The 16,239-nt window shown below is 69.0% G+C and carries 13 protein-coding genes and 1 rRNA gene; 8 read left to right on the top strand and 6 right to left on the bottom strand.

Going from position 1 to position 16,239, the window contains the following annotated elements:
* Positions 1-87, top strand: a 5S ribosomal RNA gene (gene rrf / locus E3O57_RS00070); the annotation flags it as partial.
* 258 nt (positions 88-345) lie between these two features.
* Here rrf and E3O57_RS00065 read toward each other — a convergent pair.
* Positions 346-1,200 (bottom strand): RDD family protein, encoded by an 855-nt coding sequence (locus E3O57_RS00065; protein ID WP_103460906.1) that lies wholly within the window; start codon positions 1,198-1,200, stop codon positions 346-348.
* Positions 1,201-1,217: 17 nt separating this feature from the next.
* On the opposite strand from E3O57_RS00065, the gene E3O57_RS00060 reads away from it, so the two are divergent.
* A complete protein-coding gene (locus tag E3O57_RS00060) occupies positions 1,218-2,213 on the top strand; it encodes a stage II sporulation protein M (protein ID WP_103460903.1) in 996 nt (331 codons plus the stop codon).
* Between the two features lie 10 nt (positions 2,214-2,223).
* On the opposite strand, the gene E3O57_RS00055 is transcribed toward E3O57_RS00060, so the two are convergent.
* The 5 genes from E3O57_RS00055 to E3O57_RS00035 are packed head-to-tail and all read right to left on the bottom strand — an operon-like array spanning position 2,224 to position 7,643.
* Complete coding sequence (locus tag E3O57_RS00055) at positions 2,224-3,531, bottom strand: DUF58 domain-containing protein (protein ID WP_103479809.1); 1,308 nt, start codon at positions 3,529-3,531, stop codon at positions 2,224-2,226.
* A 17-nt stretch (positions 3,532-3,548) separates the two neighbouring features.
* Positions 3,549-4,550 (bottom strand): MoxR family ATPase, encoded by a 1,002-nt coding sequence (locus E3O57_RS00050; protein ID WP_088455313.1) that lies wholly within the window; start codon positions 4,548-4,550, stop codon positions 3,549-3,551.
* Positions 4,547-5,794: a DUF4350 domain-containing protein gene (locus E3O57_RS00045; protein ID WP_103479810.1), complete on the bottom strand. Its 1,248-nt coding sequence runs from the start codon at positions 5,792-5,794 to the stop codon at positions 4,547-4,549. Before E3O57_RS00045 ends, E3O57_RS00050 begins: the two co-directional genes overlap by 4 nt.
* Positions 5,791-6,408 carry a DUF4129 domain-containing protein gene (locus E3O57_RS00040; protein ID WP_165787987.1) on the bottom strand — a complete coding sequence of 206 codons (618 nt, stop codon included), beginning with the start codon at positions 6,406-6,408 and terminating at the stop codon, positions 5,791-5,793. The genes E3O57_RS00045 and E3O57_RS00040 overlap by 4 nt, the downstream gene beginning before the upstream one ends.
* A 41-nt stretch (positions 6,409-6,449) precedes the next feature.
* On the bottom strand, positions 6,450-7,643 hold the full coding sequence (locus tag E3O57_RS00035; protein ID WP_103479812.1) for a hypothetical protein: 1,194 nt from the start codon (positions 7,641-7,643) through the stop codon (positions 6,450-6,452).
* 133 nt (positions 7,644-7,776) lie between these two features.
* Here E3O57_RS00035 and mtrA point away from each other — a divergent pair, with 133 nt between their 5' ends.
* The 6 genes from mtrA to secA form a co-directional block, all read left to right on the top strand.
* The gene (gene mtrA, locus E3O57_RS00030) at positions 7,777-8,457 is read left to right on the top strand and encodes an MtrAB system response regulator MtrA (protein WP_088455317.1); all 681 of its coding nucleotides are present in this window, start codon (positions 7,777-7,779) and stop codon (positions 8,455-8,457) included.
* Between the two features lie 7 nt (positions 8,458-8,464).
* Positions 8,465-10,126 carry an MtrAB system histidine kinase MtrB gene (gene mtrB, locus E3O57_RS00025; protein WP_241983743.1) on the top strand — a complete coding sequence of 554 codons (1,662 nt, stop codon included), beginning with the start codon at positions 8,465-8,467 and terminating at the stop codon, positions 10,124-10,126.
* Positions 10,119-11,801, top strand: a complete 1,683-nt coding sequence (locus E3O57_RS00020) for an LpqB family beta-propeller domain-containing protein (protein ID WP_165787988.1) — start codon at positions 10,119-10,121, stop codon at positions 11,799-11,801. Before mtrB ends, E3O57_RS00020 begins: the two co-directional genes overlap by 8 nt.
* Positions 11,802-11,894: 93 nt before the next feature.
* Positions 11,895-12,608 carry a ComF family protein gene (locus tag E3O57_RS00015; RefSeq protein ID WP_133159827.1) on the top strand — a complete coding sequence of 238 codons (714 nt, stop codon included), beginning with the start codon at positions 11,895-11,897 and terminating at the stop codon, positions 12,606-12,608.
* A gap of 99 nt (positions 12,609-12,707) precedes the next feature.
* A complete protein-coding gene (gene hpf / locus E3O57_RS00010) occupies positions 12,708-13,412 on the top strand; it encodes a ribosome hibernation-promoting factor, HPF/YfiA family (RefSeq protein WP_088455321.1) in 705 nt (234 codons plus the stop codon).
* A gap of 100 nt (positions 13,413-13,512) precedes the next feature.
* The coding region (gene secA / locus E3O57_RS00005; RefSeq protein ID WP_134456539.1) for a preprotein translocase subunit SecA at positions 13,513-16,239 on the top strand (2,727 nt) is incomplete at its 3' end.

The following is a 16,239-nucleotide window of genomic DNA, read 5'->3' as shown; positions in this document are numbered from 1 at the left end:
GGTCACATTCCGAACCCGGAAGCTAAGACTCTTTGCGCCGATGGTACTGCAGGGGGGACCCTGTGGGAGAGTAGGACACCGCCGGACTTAACTTAGAAAAAACAGGAAAGCCACCCCACCGGGGTGGCTTTTCTGCGTTTAACCCCACCCTCCCCGGTCGAGCCCCCTCACGAGCCCCAGAGCCGGCCTCACCGGGTCTTGACAGGCTCGACCGACGGACGGTCACGCCCCTGGGGGCGGCTCACCGGGTCTCGACAGGCCTCGACCGACGAGGACGGTCACGACCCGCAGGGCGGCTCACCAGGGCTCGACAGCCACAGCTCGCGGGCGAAGGGGAGGGAGGGGTTAGCGCTCGGGGAAGTCGTGCGGGCGGCCGGTGAGGACCGGAGAGAGCTTCTCAAGCCGGCCGCGCTCAAGCAGGTGGCCGTTGTACTCGCGGTTACGCCGTACTTCTGCCACGCCGATGAGAAGGTATTCCGGCGGTACCGCCGGGAGGGGCGACACGAACGGCGCCACCTCCGCGGCGAGGCCCTCCGCCAGCCGCACCCGGGTGTCGGGGGAGAGCTGGTGGGCCTGCCGCAGGAACTGCGCCACCCGGCGAGACAGTCGATCGGGCAGGCGGGCGACGTCCACCGTCGCGGCCCAGGACGCCAGGACCGGCGGCAGCACAAAGGTGGGTTCACTGAACCGCGGCACCCGCTCGTGTTGGCTGTAGGTGCCGGCCAGGAGGTCACCGAGTCGTTTGGAACGGGAGTTGAGCAAGGCGCAGGTGACCGCGAGTCCGCCGAAGGTGAGGAAGATCTCGATCACGCCCATCAGCGCCCGAATGAAGGAATGCCGCAGCCCGGTGGCGCCGCCGTCATCCCGCACGATGCGCGCGCCGACCGCCCAGCGGCCCAACGACCGTCCGTGCGAGAGGGTCTCGACCAGCATCGGCACGATCAGCAGCGAGAAGACCAGGCCCGAGATGGCCAGCGCCTGGGCCAAAGCCTCGTCGATTCCGTCGCCGAACAAACCCGAAACCACTAGCGCCATGAGCAGGAAGAAGCCGACGTAGGCCACCCAATCGATCATCGTTCCCGCACCTCGCAGGATCACGCTCGCCGGGCGAACATCGAGGGCAACGGCCTCACCGGTCACCAGCTCGTGCTCGATCAGGGAATCTTCACCGTGATCGGCTGCTTTCCAGGGCTCCGCCATGTCTACTATTGAATCAGATGGATCTTGACGCGTATTCAGCGGCGCACCGCGCCGAATGGGACCGCCTGGCCGCACTCGGCCGCCGGCGGCAACTCAGCGGTGCCCAGTCGGACGAACTGATCCAGGCCTACCAGGCCGGCGCCACCCAGCTCTCGGTCATCAAGACCGCCGCCGGTTCGACGATGCAGGGCGACAGGCTCTCGGTGCTCCTGTCCAGGGCCCGGCTGCGCTTCACGGGCGCGGGCACCAACGTGCTCTCGCAGTTGCCGCGGTTCTTCCTCACCCAGCTGCCGGCCGCGCTGCACAGGTTGCGCTGGCTCACCCTGGCGGTGGCCGTGGTGACGTTTGTCGTCGCGGGCCTCTACGCGGTCTGGGCCACCAACAACCCCGACGTGCTGGCCAACTTCGGGTCTCCCGCCGAGCTGGAGCAACTCGCCAACCAGAGCTTCGTCTCCTACTACTCCGAGAACCCCGCGGCGTCCTTCGCCGGACGGGTGTGGACCAACAATGCCTGGATCGCGGCGCAGTGTGTCGCGTTCGGCATCCTGGGCGTCTACGTGCCGTACATCGTCCTGCAGAATGCCCAGAACCTCGGCGTCACCGCTGCGGTGATGTTCGCCTACGACGAGGGCGACACGTTCTTCCTCTACATCGCCCCGCACGGCTTGCTGGAACTGACCGCGATCTTCGTGGCGGCAGCAGCGGGCCTTCGCATCTTCTGGGCCTGGATCGCGCCGGGTGCCCGCACCCGCGGTCAGGCCCTGGCCGAGGATGCCCGCGCGCTGTTCACGGTGGCGATCGGACTGGTTTTTGTGCTGCTGGTGTCCGGCATCATCGAGGGCTTTGTGACCCCGGCGCCATGGCCCTGGCCGGTGAAGATCGGCATCGGCGCTGCGGCCCTGCTGGCCTTTCTCGCCTACATGCTGGTGCTCGGCGGGCGCGCCGTGCGCGCGGGCGAGACCGGTGACCTGGCCGAGTTCGAGGCCGGCAGCGCCCGGGTCTTCGCCGGCTGAGCGTCGCCGACTAGAGCCGGCCCGCCGCCTTGAGGGCGATGTAGCGGTCGGCCAGGGCCGGCGGCAGCTCGTCGGGGGCACCGGTGACCACGTCTGCGCCGAGCTGCCGCACAGCCGCGGCCACCCGAGTGGCGTCCAGCAAGGTGCGTTCCGCCGACGCGGCCCTGTACACGTCTTCGCGGGTCCCTCGGCTGCGGGTCAGACTGGCGACCGTCGGGTCCGTCACCGATGCCACCAGCACGGTGTGCCGCGAGGTGAGTTGACCGAGCACCGATAGCAGCCCCGTCGACGCGCCGGGGGCATCCATCGGGGTGAGCAACACCACCAGCGCATGCTGGCCGGTGATGCCACGGATCTGGCCGGGAAGGGCCGTCCAGTCCATCTCGATGAGCTCGGGTTCGATCAGCGCCATGCCGTCGACCATGCGGCTGAGCAGTTCGGCTCCCGACGCGCCCTGCACCCGGGCCCGCACCCGGCGGTCCCAGGCCAGGAAGTCCACCCTGTCTCCGGCCCTGGACGCCAGTGCGGCCAGAAGCAGCGCCGCCTCGAAGGCGGTGTCCAGCCGTGGTTCGTCGGCGACCCGGGCGGCGGAGGTGCGGCCGGTGTCGATGACGATCACAATGCGTCGGTCACGTTCGGGCCGCCAGGTGCGCACCACGACGTCGTTGCGGCGGGCGGTGGCACGCCAGTCGATAGACCTCACGTCGTCGCCGCGCACGTATTCGCGCAGGGAGTCGAATTCGGTACCCTGGCCGCGCACGAGCACGCTGGTGCGTCCGTCGAGCTCCTTGAGCCGGCTGATCCGGCTCGGCAGGTGTTTGCGCGAGTGAAAGGGCGGCAGCACCCTGATCTGGGCGGGCGCGATGAGGGTGGCCTGCCTGGCCCAGAGGCCCAGCGGGCCCATCGAGCGCACCGTCACGTGGGACGCGGTGCGTTCTCCGCGCCGGGTGGGCACGAGAGTCAGCTCGACCAGGCGTCGTTCCCCGGGCGGCAGCGTCACCGCCGTGCGGTTGTTGCCCGCGCCGGCCGACGGCTGCCACCCGTCGCGGACGATGCCGCGAAGCCGGCGGGGACCATCGTTGCGCAGATAGAGCTCGCTGGTCACCTCCTCACCCAGGCGCACCCTGGACGGCAACACCCGGGCCAGGGTCAGCCGCCGCGGCGACGCGGCGAGGGCCAGGTCGATGCTCCCGAGTGTCAGGGCGAGCAGCAGCCAGCCGGCCAGGACCGCCAGTGCCCGCGTGGACGTGTCGCCGAGCAGCACGATGGGCACGACGCCGAGGGCGACGAGGAGGACGAAGCGGCCGGTCAGTGTCATCGGATGCGTGTCATCGATTAGATCGGAACCTGGACCTGCTGCAGCACGCCATGCAGGATCGTGTCGACGGTGATGCCTTCGAGTTCCGCCTCCGGGCGCAGCTGGATTCGGTGTCGCCACACCGGCAGCACCATGGCCTGCACATGATCGGGGGTGATCGACGCGTAACCGCTCAGCCACGCCCAGGCCTTGGCCGCGGCGAGGAGGGCGGTGGTGCCACGGGGGCTCACGCCCAGCTTGGCCGACGGGCTGTTCCGGGTGGCCCTGGCCAGGTCGACGATGTACGCCAGCACGTCGGGGCTCGCACCGACGGCGGCGACGGATGCCTGGGCCGCGGCGAGTTCGGCGGCACCGAGCACCGGGGTGACGCCCGCGGCGGTGAGGTCGCGTGGGCTGAACCCGGTGGCGTGCCGGCGCAACACCTCCAGCTCGACGTCACGCTCGGGGATGTCGAGCACGAGCTTGAGCAGGAACCTGTCCAGCTGGGCCTCGGGGAGCGTGTACGTGCCTTCGTATTCGATCGGGTTCATGGTCGCGGCCACGATGAACGGTTCCGGCAGCGGAAGCGAGAGCCCGTCCACGCTGACCTGGCGCTCCTCCATCGCCTCCAGCAGGGCGGACTGGGTCTTCGGTGGTGTGCGGTTGATCTCGTCGGCGAGCAGGATGTTCGTGAAGACGGGCCCGTTGCGGAACTCGAACTCGCCGGCCTTCGCGTCGTAGATGAGCGAACCGGTCACGTCGCCCGGCATCAGGTCGGGGGTGAACTGCACCCGCTTGGTGTCCAGGCTGAGCGCGTGGCTCAGGGACCGCACCAGCAGGGTCTTGGCCACACCGGGTACGCCTTCCAGCAGCACGTGACCGCGGGAGAGCAGGGCGATGATCAGTCCGGTGACGGCGCCGTCCTGCCCGACGACGGCCTTGCCGACCTCGGTGCGCACCTGCGCGAGGGCGCGGCGCAGGCTGTCGGTCGAGGCGTCGGCTGGGCTGGTCTCGGCGGATGTCGGGGCGTGGCTGGTCATGGTTCCATTCTTCCGGTTGACGGGCGAGCGGTGGGGGAGGGCCCGGCGCCGGGCGGGCGGGCGGCGAGGGCGGTGGCGCGTTCCAGTTCGTCGATGGCGTCCGACAGCGCCATCATGGCGGCGTCGCTGCCCGGCACCTCACCGACGAGCACGGCGTGCACGCGCTCCGGCGGCAGGGCGGTGAGCGCCGCGACAGTGCGGATCACCTGGTCGAGGGGCGCGGTCCGGGGCAATCCCGCGGCCTGGGCCATCCGGGCCACCGCACCGATCCGGATCGCGTCGACCGCCCGCAGCCGGGCGCTGCCGCGGGCGTACAGCCGCGCGCGCCCTTCCATGGTCTCGCTGGCCCGCACGACGACGGGCAGGTTCTCGGCGACCAGGGGGCCGAACCGGCGGCCGCGCCACACCATGGCGGTGACGGCGACGCCCACCAGCAGGAGCAGCACCGGCGTCACCCAGCCGGGCGTGAGCGCGCCGAGCGAGGGCGGGCCGGTGACGGGCACGTCGGCCAGGGTCGGCAGATACCAGACCAGGGTGTCGGTGGCGCCGAGAAGGTTGAGGGCCAGCGCGGCATTGCCGTAGGTGGCGATCTCGTCGTTGGCGAACACCGCGGTGTCGGCAACCAGGGTGACGGTGCGGTCATCCGTGACCCGTTCGATCACCGAGAAGGTGTCGTTCTCGCCGGGGAAGCAGCCCGTATAGCCGGCGGTGCCCGCGGTCAGGCCGAGTGTCTTGCCGCCGGGTGAGATCGTTTCGGCGCGCTCGGCGGCCGGAACCGGGCACTCGGCGTCGAGGGAGTCCGCGCCAGACACGCCGCCGAACCCGACCTCGGGGGCCAAGGCCTGCAGGGCACGGAAGTCGGGGTCAACGACAACGGTGCGGCCGGCCAGATCACCGAGCCGATCGAGCTGGTCGGTGCTGAGGTAGCCGGACTCGTCGGACAGGAACAGGGTGGCATTCCCGGCCGCGGCCGTCGCATCGCCGGCCTCGTCGAGGGTGTTCACGGGCACGACGGTCACCCCCTGCTGGCGGAGCACCTCGACGACGGCCATGCCGCCGGTCGGAGCGGGGTTGTCGGCCCCCAGCCGCGGGCCGGCGGCGCCCCCGGCCCCGGTGAGGATGAAGGCGATGACGGCCACGAGCAGGGCGCCGACCCCCGCGAAGACCCAGAACACGGACCTCTGCAGCGCGAGGCGAATCGTGGGCGTGCTCGACACCGGACTCGCGGTGGTGACGGCGCTCACGGAGCCACCGGCGCCGTCGAGCGGGGACGGGCGGCCCGCAGATCGGCGTCGAGGTCGACCAGAGCGGAGTAACCCTGCTCGGTACCGGTGCCGCCGAGGTAACGCACGCTCTCGAATACGCTCGCGCCGCTGATCAGCCGGGCCCGTTCGTCGGGGAAGGCGTCGCCGGCCAGTTCGGCGACGCGGTGCGCCGTCGTTCCCGGTGTCGGCCGCAGGATGGTGCGTTCCGCCAGCCCCTGGGCGATGGCCCGGAAGGCCTCCTCGCTGGCGAGGGTCCAGTCGCCGGCCGATGCGGCGGCGGCGGCCGATTTACGCAGTTGATCCGCGGTGCGGCGATCATCGGCGGCGAACAGTCCCGGGGCCGTCCGGCGGCGACGTGCCCGCCGGGGCAGCCCGAAAACGAGCACGGCGGCCACCAGCAGGGCGATCCCGATCAGCGTCGCGACCAGCGGGATCCAGCCCCCGCTGCCGTCGCCGACGAAGGACAGCGAAGAGAACCAGTCGAAGATCGCCTGGGAGAGCCTGTCGAACCAGGTGGGCTGGGCCGCCTGGTAGGGAGCCTTGGCGAGCTCATCGCGCAGCCACTGCTGCGCGTCGGGCGCGCCGGGATCCACCGGGATCCCAATCCACGGCAGAACCGGCCCCCACCCCGCGATCATGCCCAGGGCGACCCCGGGTCGGGGCGGGTCGCAGTGTCGGCGGCAGCGGGCGCGGTGCGGGTGAGGTAGGGATCGCTGGCCTTGGTGCCGGGGGCCGCTTCGACGAACCTCTGCAGCTCCAGGTCAAGGCCCTCCTTGCGCATCCGCAGGTCGATGTAGATCAGGGCGACGGCGGCCGACTGCACGACGGCGGTCACGGCGCCCAGGACCAGGGCGATCAGGAGCGTGAGGACGTACAGCACGATGGCGGGAATGTAGGCGTCGAAGGCGGCGTTCGGGTCGATCAGGCTGAGCACCACGCTGAACAACAGCGACAGCGGGGTGGTCACGATCTGCGCGACGACGTTCACGATCACCGTGATCAGCAGCAGAACACCCAGGGTGCGCCAGAAGAAGCCGCCCGTCAACGACCAGGAACGCCGGATCGCCTGCCGGATGCCCAACCGTTCCAGCACGATCAGGCTCGGGACGACGGCGGTCTTGGTGCTCACCCAGGCTCCCAGGGCGACGAGCCCCAGTCCGCCGAAGACACCGACGATCACGGCCGCTGCGATCCACCCGCCGCCCAGGAGGACGCACACGAAGACCAGTCCACCGATGAGCAGCACGCCGACCAGCAGCGCCGCGCTGAGCAGCAGGGTCCAGCCGACCAGTGGCCACACCCGCCGACCCACCTGGCGCCACAGCGCGCCCAGGCGCAGCTTCTCACCCAGGGTTGCCCGGGACACCTCGAGCACGATCACGCCCTGCAGAAGTGCCGACGCGACGATGGCCAGGGCGACAGGTATCAGGGCGGACAGCACGATGGTGAGGATCGCGCCGGCCTCGACGGCATCCTGTTCATCGACCGGCGCCGAGGCGACCCGGCTGAGGGCGAAAAAACTCACCAGGCCGACGACGACCAGGGTAATCAGGAGCGTGGCGCCCTGCACGATCAGTGCGCTGCCGAAGGTGGCCTTGGGATTGCGCCGCAGAACCTGGAAGGGAGCGCCGAGCAGGGTACCGAAGCCCAGCGGGCGCAGCGGAATCAGACCGGGCTTGGGCGGCGGGGCCCAGGCCGGCGGCGCACTGGGCCGGTAGCCGCCGGACGGTGCCGCCGGAGGGGTGCCGGGCGCGCCTGTCGGGGCGTATTCGCCGTAGCGAGGTACGCCGGGGGAGGTGGTCGGTGGGTGCCAGTCTGGGTCCGTCACGCCTCCATGCTGGCATACCCGGACTGCACTGTGTGGCCTGCGCGATATCTCGGAGCCGTGTCGACTATTCTTGTGCCAGAGATTGCCCGTGTCGTGCGCGTTATTGCCCGGTGACCGGGCGGAAAACGGATCAATGAACTCACGCATTTTGGTTGTCGACGATGACCCCGCACTCGCTGAGATGATCGGCATCGTCCTGCAGGGCGAGGGCTTCGAGCCGCACTTCTGTGCGGACGGGGCGCAGGCCCTTGACGCGTTTCACAGCGTCGTGCCCGACCTGGTGCTCCTCGACCTCATGCTGCCCGGGCTGGACGGCATCGAGGTGTGCAGCCTGATCCGGGCCGAGTCCGGCACCCCCATCATCATGCTGACGGCGAAGTCGGACACCACCGATGTGGTCAAGGGGCTGGAATCCGGCGCGGACGACTACATGGTCAAACCGTTCAACCCCAAGGAGCTCGTCGCCCGGATTCGTACCCGGCTGCGACCGGTCCCGGTGGAGACGCCCGCCAGTCTGCAGATCGGCGACCTCGTCGTCGACGCCGCCGGCCACGAGGTCAAGCGCGGAGAGCAGAGCATCAACCTGACTCCGCTGGAATTCGACCTGCTGCTGGCGTTGGCCTCCAAACCAGCCCAGGTCTTCACCCGTGAGATGCTCCTCGAACAGGTCTGGGGCTATCACTACAAGGCCGACACCCGGCTGGTCAATGTGCACGTTCAGCGTCTGCGCGCCAAGGTCGAAGACGACCCTGACAACCCGCGCATCGTGATGACCGTGCGCGGAGTCGGCTACCGCGCCGGCGCCGCCAGCTAGGGGCCCGGTGGCTGCGCGGTTGGACGTGTTGAGGCTGGACTGGCGATCGTGGGGATCGTGGCGCCGCCTGGCCCAGCAGTTGCGGCGCAGCTGGCGCTCCTCCCTGCAGTTCCGCACCGTCGCCATCACGGTTCTGGCGTCGGGCGCCGCCATTGGACTGGTCGGCGTGTACATGTCGGTCAGTGTCGGCAACGACCTGTTCCAGTCGCGGCTGACCCAGATTCTGGTGGACTCCAACCGGGCCACCAGCGCCGCCCAGGGAATCCTGGACTCCTCGGATGCCGTCGACCGGGTGCAGGTGCAGACGCTGTTGGAGTCAGCCCGCACGTCGATCTCCGCCGCGTCGTCGAGCCGGTTGGTCGCCGTCTTCAGGGTGCCGGGGCAGGAATCGTCGACCGTGGCACCCCAGGACTCCTCGACGTTCGGATCATCCACCGCGGTCATCTCGCCGGAAATCCGGGAGGCCGTGCAGGACGACGCCGACGGGCAGTTCTGGCAATCGGTGACTCTGGCCTCCGACGACGGTTCGTCGGTGCCCGGAATCGTCGTCGGCTCCCAGATCACGGTCCCCGTCGCCGGGCGCTACGAGCTGTACATCGGGTACAGCCTCGCCGACGCCGAATCGACGCTGCTGTTCGTGCAGCGGACCCTGGGCGGCGCCGGCCTGGCCCTGATGGTGTTGATCGGAGCGGTCACCTGGATCGTGGTGCGCTTCGTGGTCGCCCCGATCCAGGTGGCGGCCCAGACCAGCCAGAAACTCGCCTCCGGTGACCTGGGCGTGCGGATCCCCGAAAAGGGCGAGGACGTGATCGCGACGCTGGCCCGTTCGTTCAACGGCATGGCCGACAGCCTGCAGAGCCAGATCAAGGAACTGGCCGACCTGTCCGAGGTGCAGCAACGTTTTGTGTCCGACGTCTCGCACGAGCTCCGCACCCCTCTCACCACGATCCGCCTGGCCGGAGACCTCCTCTACGACCAGCGGGCCAGCTTCCCGCCGGCCACCGAACGCACCGCGGAGCTGCTGCACACCCAGGTGGAACGCTTCGAGCTGCTCCTGGCGGACCTGCTCGAGATCAGCCGCTATGACGCCGGGTCCGTCGAGCTCGAATCCGAACCCACCAATCTTGTGCATCTGGCGGAGGACGTCATCGACGGCATGCGCTCGCTCGGAGATTCCAAGGGGAGCGAGATCAGGCTGGCCGCGCCCGGCGGGCATCTGGCCGCGGAGATGGACCCACGACGGGTGCGCCGCATCGTCAACAACCTCATCGGCAACGCCATCGAGCACGGCGAGGGCAAACCGATCGTCGTGTCGGTGGACAGCAACGAATCGGCGGTGGCGCTGTCGGTACGGGACTACGGAATGGGCATGACCCAGGCCGAGATCACCCACGTGTTCGACAGGTTCTGGCGGGCTGACCCGTCCCGCAAACGCACGATCGGCGGCACCGGGCTCGGCCTGGCCATCTCCCTCGAGGATGCCGCCGCCCACCGCGGCTGGCTGCAGGTCTGGTCCAGTCCCGGCGCCGGGTCCTGCTTCAGACTGACCCTGCCCCGCACAACCGGCGTCGCGCTGACGGTGTCGCCCAACCCGCTGCCGCCGGCGGATGCCGACACCGCCGGATTCGTGTCGCCCCACGCCGAACCGAGAAGAGACCACCATGCGTAGCCCGGCCAGGCTCGTCGCCGTCGTCACCGCGATGGCCCTCCTGCTCGGCGGCTGCTCGAGCATTCCGCGCACCGGGGCAGTGCAGACCGGCCAGGACGTGGTGGCCGGGGAAAACCCGGCCCCGGTCTTCCTGCCGGACCGGCCACGGGACGGGGCCTCGATGGAGGAGATCCTGACCGGATTCATCGGTGCCGCCACCAGCCCGGACAACAACTACGAGATCGCCAGGGAGTTCCTGACGGCGGATTTCAGCGACACCTGGAAGTCCGACACCGGTGTCACCGTTGAAGACGGGTCTGGGCGCATCGTTGTGCCCGTCGACGACAGCACCATGCTCGTGTCCGTGCGACCGGTGGCCGAGGTCAACGCGATCGGTGAGTACCACGGCGACGCCGCGTCGGCGAACGTGCAACTGCGCTACCAGTTCGCGCAGGTGAACGGCGAGTGGCGGATCAGTGCGGCGCCCAACGGCACCGTTCTCGACCAGAACACCTTCGAGGACGTCTTCAGCGCCCAGTCGCTCTATTTCTTCGACCCGGACTTCCAATTCCTGGTGCCCGACGTGCGGTGGTACCCGCGCGGGACATCCCTGCCGACCAAGATCGTCAACGGCGTGCTCAGCGGACCCAGTGAGTGGCTCGCCGGCGCGGTGACGTCGGCGTTCCCCGAGGGCACCGCCCTCACCGCCGACGCCGTCACCGTGGTGGCCAGGGACGCCAAGGTGGATCTGAACAGCGAGGCGTTGAACGCCGACAGGCTGACCCTGCAGCGGATGAAGAGCCAGCTGGAGAACAGCCTGCCCAGCGGGCTCACGGTCACTGTCACGATCAACCGGAACTCTCAGGACATCGCCGCTCTCGGCGCGAACGAACCCGTGGTGAACCCCCGGGTGGATGCGCGGGCCCTCGTGCTGCGCGATGGCGAGTTCGGGTTCCTTGCCGCGACCGGCAAGACGATCAACCTGTTGCCGGGGCTGTCGGAGTCCGTCGCCGCCCTCGCACCCAGCGCGGTCACGCTGTCGCCGTCGCAGACGGCGGCCGCCGCCCTCACCGCCACCGGGGTCTACGGAGTCAGGGTGGGCGAGGATGCCAGGCTGCTCGATCCGCGGCAGAACCTCATCGCCCCGTCCATCGACGGCTCCGGCTATGTCTGGTCGGTGCCGGGAGACCGGCCCAACGAGCTCTTCGTGTACAACACTCAGGGAGCGGCGCAGGCCATTCCGACGCCCTGGCTGGACTCCTCGGCGATCACCGCGCTCAAGGTCTCCCGCGACGGCACCCGGGTGATCGCGCTGCTGAGCGCGGCCGGCGAGCTGCGCCTCGTGGTGGCCGGTGTGCTGCGGGAGAACGGGGCTCCGGTCGGCCTGGGCGACCCCGTGCAGCTGGCCACCGACGCCGGAATCCCGATGGATGCGACCTGGGTCGACCAGGCAACGGTGGCGTACCTGAGCCTGCAGCCAGACGGAGAAAGTCGCGTCGTCTCCCACGAGATCGGCGGCACCAGCGAGCAGCTCGAGTCGTCGACGGGAATCCGCTCGATCACGGGCAGCAACCTGTTGCGCGACCTGCGGGCGCTGTCCGTGGAGGGGTCACTCCTGGTGCAGCGCGGCATCGGCTGGCAGGAACGTATCGACGCGGTCACCCTCGTGGCCACCCAGCAGGGCACCGGCGGCTGAGCCGGCCCTCCTCCCCAGCCGCCGCGGCCGCCGACAGTACACAGGTGAGCGCGTCAGGCCGCAGGGATCACCCCGACGCGCGAGTCTGACCGGATGACCAGCGACCGAGGGGTGATGCAGACGGTGCGCGCGGCAACCCGTGCCGCCGTCCTCGATGCCTGGGCAGTGCTGATGCCCACCCAGTGCAGCGGCTGCGGCACGCCGGACCGGGCGCTGTGCGCCGCCTGCCTGAGCGCGCTGCGTGCCCAGCCGAGGGCGGTCTACCGGGAGGACCTCACGGTCTGGTCCGCGTTGGAGTACACCGGCGTGGTGGGCAGGGTGCTGGTGGCGTACAAGGACGGCGGTCGAACGGATGCCGCTCCGGCGCTCGCCGTGGCGCTTCGCCTGGCCGTGGGGGCGGCATTGGTCGCCGCAGAGCCCACCCAGGTCTCCAGTGGCATCGTGCTGGTCACCGTGCCGTCCTCCCGCCGGGCCTGGCGGGCGCGCGGGTTCCACCCCGTCGACCTGCTCCTCAGCCGGGCCGGCCTCCGCGGGAGCGCGCTCCTGCGGCCGCGTGCCGGCGTCGCGGACCAGGTCGGGTTGGGCCGGCAGCAGCGGATGGACAACCGCAGCGGCACGCTGGTGGCGACCAGGCCGCTTGCCGGCAGCCGGATCCTGCTCGTCGACGACATCGTGACCACAGGCGCCACCCTCCTGGAGGCCCGGCGCGCCCTCCGGCAGGCCGGCGGTGAGGTGGTCGGAGCGGCGACCGTCGCGGAAACACGACGGCACCATCCCGACATTCATCGTTCACGGGAAACTGATTGACAAAAGCTGTGACTTATCCAGCTGGCACGACTACGGTTGTGCCAAAGGCGCGTACCAATCGCCCGGATCAGGGGCGGTTCGCCAGATCTGGAGGTCGTCATGGAAACTAACATCGTTGGACGCAACCTGGGGATCACTGATCGCTTCCGGGAATATGCGACGGAGAAGGCCGAGAAGATCGCCGGCCTCGCCGACAAGGCCCTCGCCCTGGAAATCAAGGTCAGTCGTCACACCGAGAAGAGCGGCGCCGCCGGTAACGACCGCGTCGAACTCACGCTCATCGGCAAGGGGCCCATCGTCCGGGCCGAAGCCGAGGGCAGCGACAAGTACGCGGCCTTCGACATCGCCCTCGGCAGGCTCCTGGAACGGGTGCGTCGAGCCAAGGACCGCCGGAAGGTGCACCGTGGGGGCGCGCACCGGCCCACCTCGCTGCATGAGGCGTCGTCGTCAGGTTTCGCGGTGATCGACATCGTCCCGGCCGACGTCGAGACCCTGGAGCGCGTGCGCACCGGGGCGATCCAGGTCGTCTCCGACGAGGCCGGCGAGACCGAAGAAGCCGAGGAGGTCTACAGCCCGGTGGTCATACGTCGCAAGGTCTTCTCTGCCGCGCCCATGACCGTGGACGACGCCCTGTACTTCATGGAGCTCGTCGGTCACGACTTCTACCTGTTCCAGGATGCCGAATCCAACCGACCCAGCGTCGTCTACCGGCGCAAGGGCTGGGATTACGGTGTCATCGAACTGGACCCGAACTCCGACGCAGCGAGAGAGCTGGCGTCAGTGTCCAGCGGGTCCAGCTCCTGACCAACTAGCATTGCTATAGTTGCCGGCTAGGTCGGCGCTACGTGCGTCCGACCGGACGACAGGCGTGTTCGCACGCCGTGACGACTAGTGGAGTGCATTCGTGGCCGGAATACTGGAAAAAGTTCTTCGTGTTGGCGAGGGGCGCATTCTGCGTCGACTCGAGAGCTACGCAAAGGCCATCAATGCGCTGGAAGACGACTTCAGCACCCTCAGTGATGAGGAGCTGAAGAACGAGACCGTGCAGTTGCGTGAGCGTTACTCGGGCGGTGAGTCGCTGGACGACTTGCTGCCCGAGGCGTTCGCCGCCGTACGAGAGGCCTCCACCCGCACCCTGGGCCTGCGGCACTTCGACGTCCAGCTCATGGGCGGCGCGGCCCTGCACCTGGGCAACATCGCCGAGATGAAGACCGGTGAGGGCAAGACCCTGGTCGCCACCACGGCGGCCTACCTCAACGCCATCACCAGCCGTGGTGTGCACGTCATCACGGTCAACGACTACCTGGCCAGCTACCAGAGCGAACTGATGGGCCGCGTGTTCCGCGCCCTGGGCATGACCACCGGATGCATCGTCTCCGGACAGACCCCCGCGCAGCGTCGCGAGATGTACGCCTGCGACATCACCTACGGCACCAACAACGAGTTCGGCTTCGACTACCTGCGCGACAACATGGCCTGGCAGGCCAGCGACATGGTGCAGCGCGGTCACTACTTCGCGATCGTCGACGAGGTCGACTCGATCCTCATCGACGAGGCCCGCACCCCGCTGATCATCTCCGGACCCGCATCGGGGGAGGCGAACCGCTGGTTCACCGAGTTCGCCAGCCTCGCCAAGCGCCTCGTCGTCGACGAGGACTTCGAAGTCGACGAGAAGAAGCGCACCGTCGGAGTGCTCGAACCCGGCATCGAAAAGGTCGAGGACTACCTCGGCATCGACAACCTCTACGAATCCGCGAACACCCCGCTGATCTCGTTCCTGAACAACGCCATCAAGGCCAACGCCCTGTTCAAGAAGGACAAGGACTACGTTGTGATGAACGGCGAGGTGCTCATCGTCGACGAGCACACCGGCCGCATCCTGATGGGCCGCCGCTACAACGAGGGCATCCACCAGGCGATCGAGGCCAAGGAAGGCGTCGCGGTCAAGGCCGAGAACCAGACCCTGGCCACCGTGACCCTGCAGAACTACTTCCGCCTGTACTCGAAGATCTCCGGCATGACCGGAACCGCCGAGACCGAGGCCGCCGAATTCATGAGCACCTACAAGCTCGGCGTCGTCGCGATCCCCACCAACAAGCCGATGCAGCGCATCGACCAGTCCGACCTGATCTACAAGAACGAAGAGGCCAAGTTCGGCCAGGTCGTCGAGGACATCGTCGAGCGCCATGCCAACGGACAGCCGGTCCTGGTCGGCACCACGAGCGTCGAGAAGAGCGAATACCTCTCCCGCCTGCTGGCGAAGAAGGGCGTGCGCCACGAGGTCCTCAACGCCAAGAACCACGCTCGCGAGGCCGCGATCGTCGCCCAGGCCGGCCGCCTGGGCTCGGTCACCGTCGCCACCAACATGGCCGGCCGTGGCACCGACGTGATGCTCGGCGGCAACGCCGAATTCCTCGCCGTCGCCGCGATGAACGCGAAGGGCCTGAGCCCGGTCGAGACACCGGACGAATACGAAAAAGAGTGGGACGACGTCTTCGCCGCCGTCAAGGCCGAGGTCTCCGAGGAGGCCGACAAGGTCATCGCCGCCGGCGGACTGTACGTGCTCGGCACCGAACGCCACGAGTCCCGCCGCATCGACAACCAGCTGCGCGGCCGCAGCGGTCGCCAGGGCGACCCGGGCGAGAGCCGGTTCTACCTCTCGCTCACCGACGACCTGATGCGCCTCTTCAACGCCGGCGCCGCCGAAAGCCTGATGGGCCGCCAGGGTGTTCCCGACGACATGGCCATCGAGTCCAAGGTGGTCAGCCGTGCGATCCGCAGCGCCCAGTCGCAGGTCGAGGGCCGCAACGCCGAGATCCGCAAGAACGTCCTCAAGTACGACGACGTGCTCAACCGCCAGCGCGAAGCGATCTACAGCGACCGACGGCACATCCTCGAGGGTGACGACCTGCACGAACGCACCCAGCGGTTCCTCGAAGACGTCATCGACGAGGTGCTCGAGGTCCACACCGGCGAAGGCAACGGCGACGACTGGGACTTCGACGCCCTGTGGACCGAGCTGAAGACCCTCTACCCCGTCGGCCTCACCATCGACGAGGTCATCTCCGAAGCGGGCAACAAGGGCAAGATCAACCGTGACTTCATGCGCCGGGAGATCATCTCCGACGCCAAGGTCGCCTACGCCCGCCGTGAGGAATCGCTCGGTTCACCCGCGATGCGCGAACTCGAACGCCGCGTGGTGCTCTCGGTCATCGACCGGCGCTGGCGCGAGCACCTCTACGAGATGGACTACCTCAAGGACGGCATCGGCCTGCGCGCGATGGCGCAGCGCGACCCGCTGGTCGAGTACCAGCGTGAGGGCTTCGCCATGTTCCAGCAGATGATGGGCCAGATCCGCGAAGAGACCGTCGGGTTCCTGTTCAACCTCGAGGTCGAGGTGTCCCAGCCGGCCGGTGCCGTCGACGCGCCGATCGTCGCCGCCAAGGGCCTGACCCCTCCGGCCGAATCCGGCCAGGAGAAGCTGAGCTACACCGCCCCGAGCGACTCCGGCGGAGTCGAGGTGCGCAACCAGCGCGGCCAGATCCAGCAGGCCGCGACGGACCGTGCCCGCCGCGCCGCCGCGCCCGCCGTCGCCGACGCTGAACCGGCCGTGCCGGCCGGCCCGCCGCAG

The organism is Cryobacterium sp. TMN-39-2 (assembly GCF_004402745.1).
Lineage (GTDB): Bacteria > Actinomycetota > Actinomycetes > Actinomycetales > Microbacteriaceae > Cryobacterium > Cryobacterium zongtaii.
This window is presented reverse-complemented; position numbering and strand designations above follow the sequence as displayed.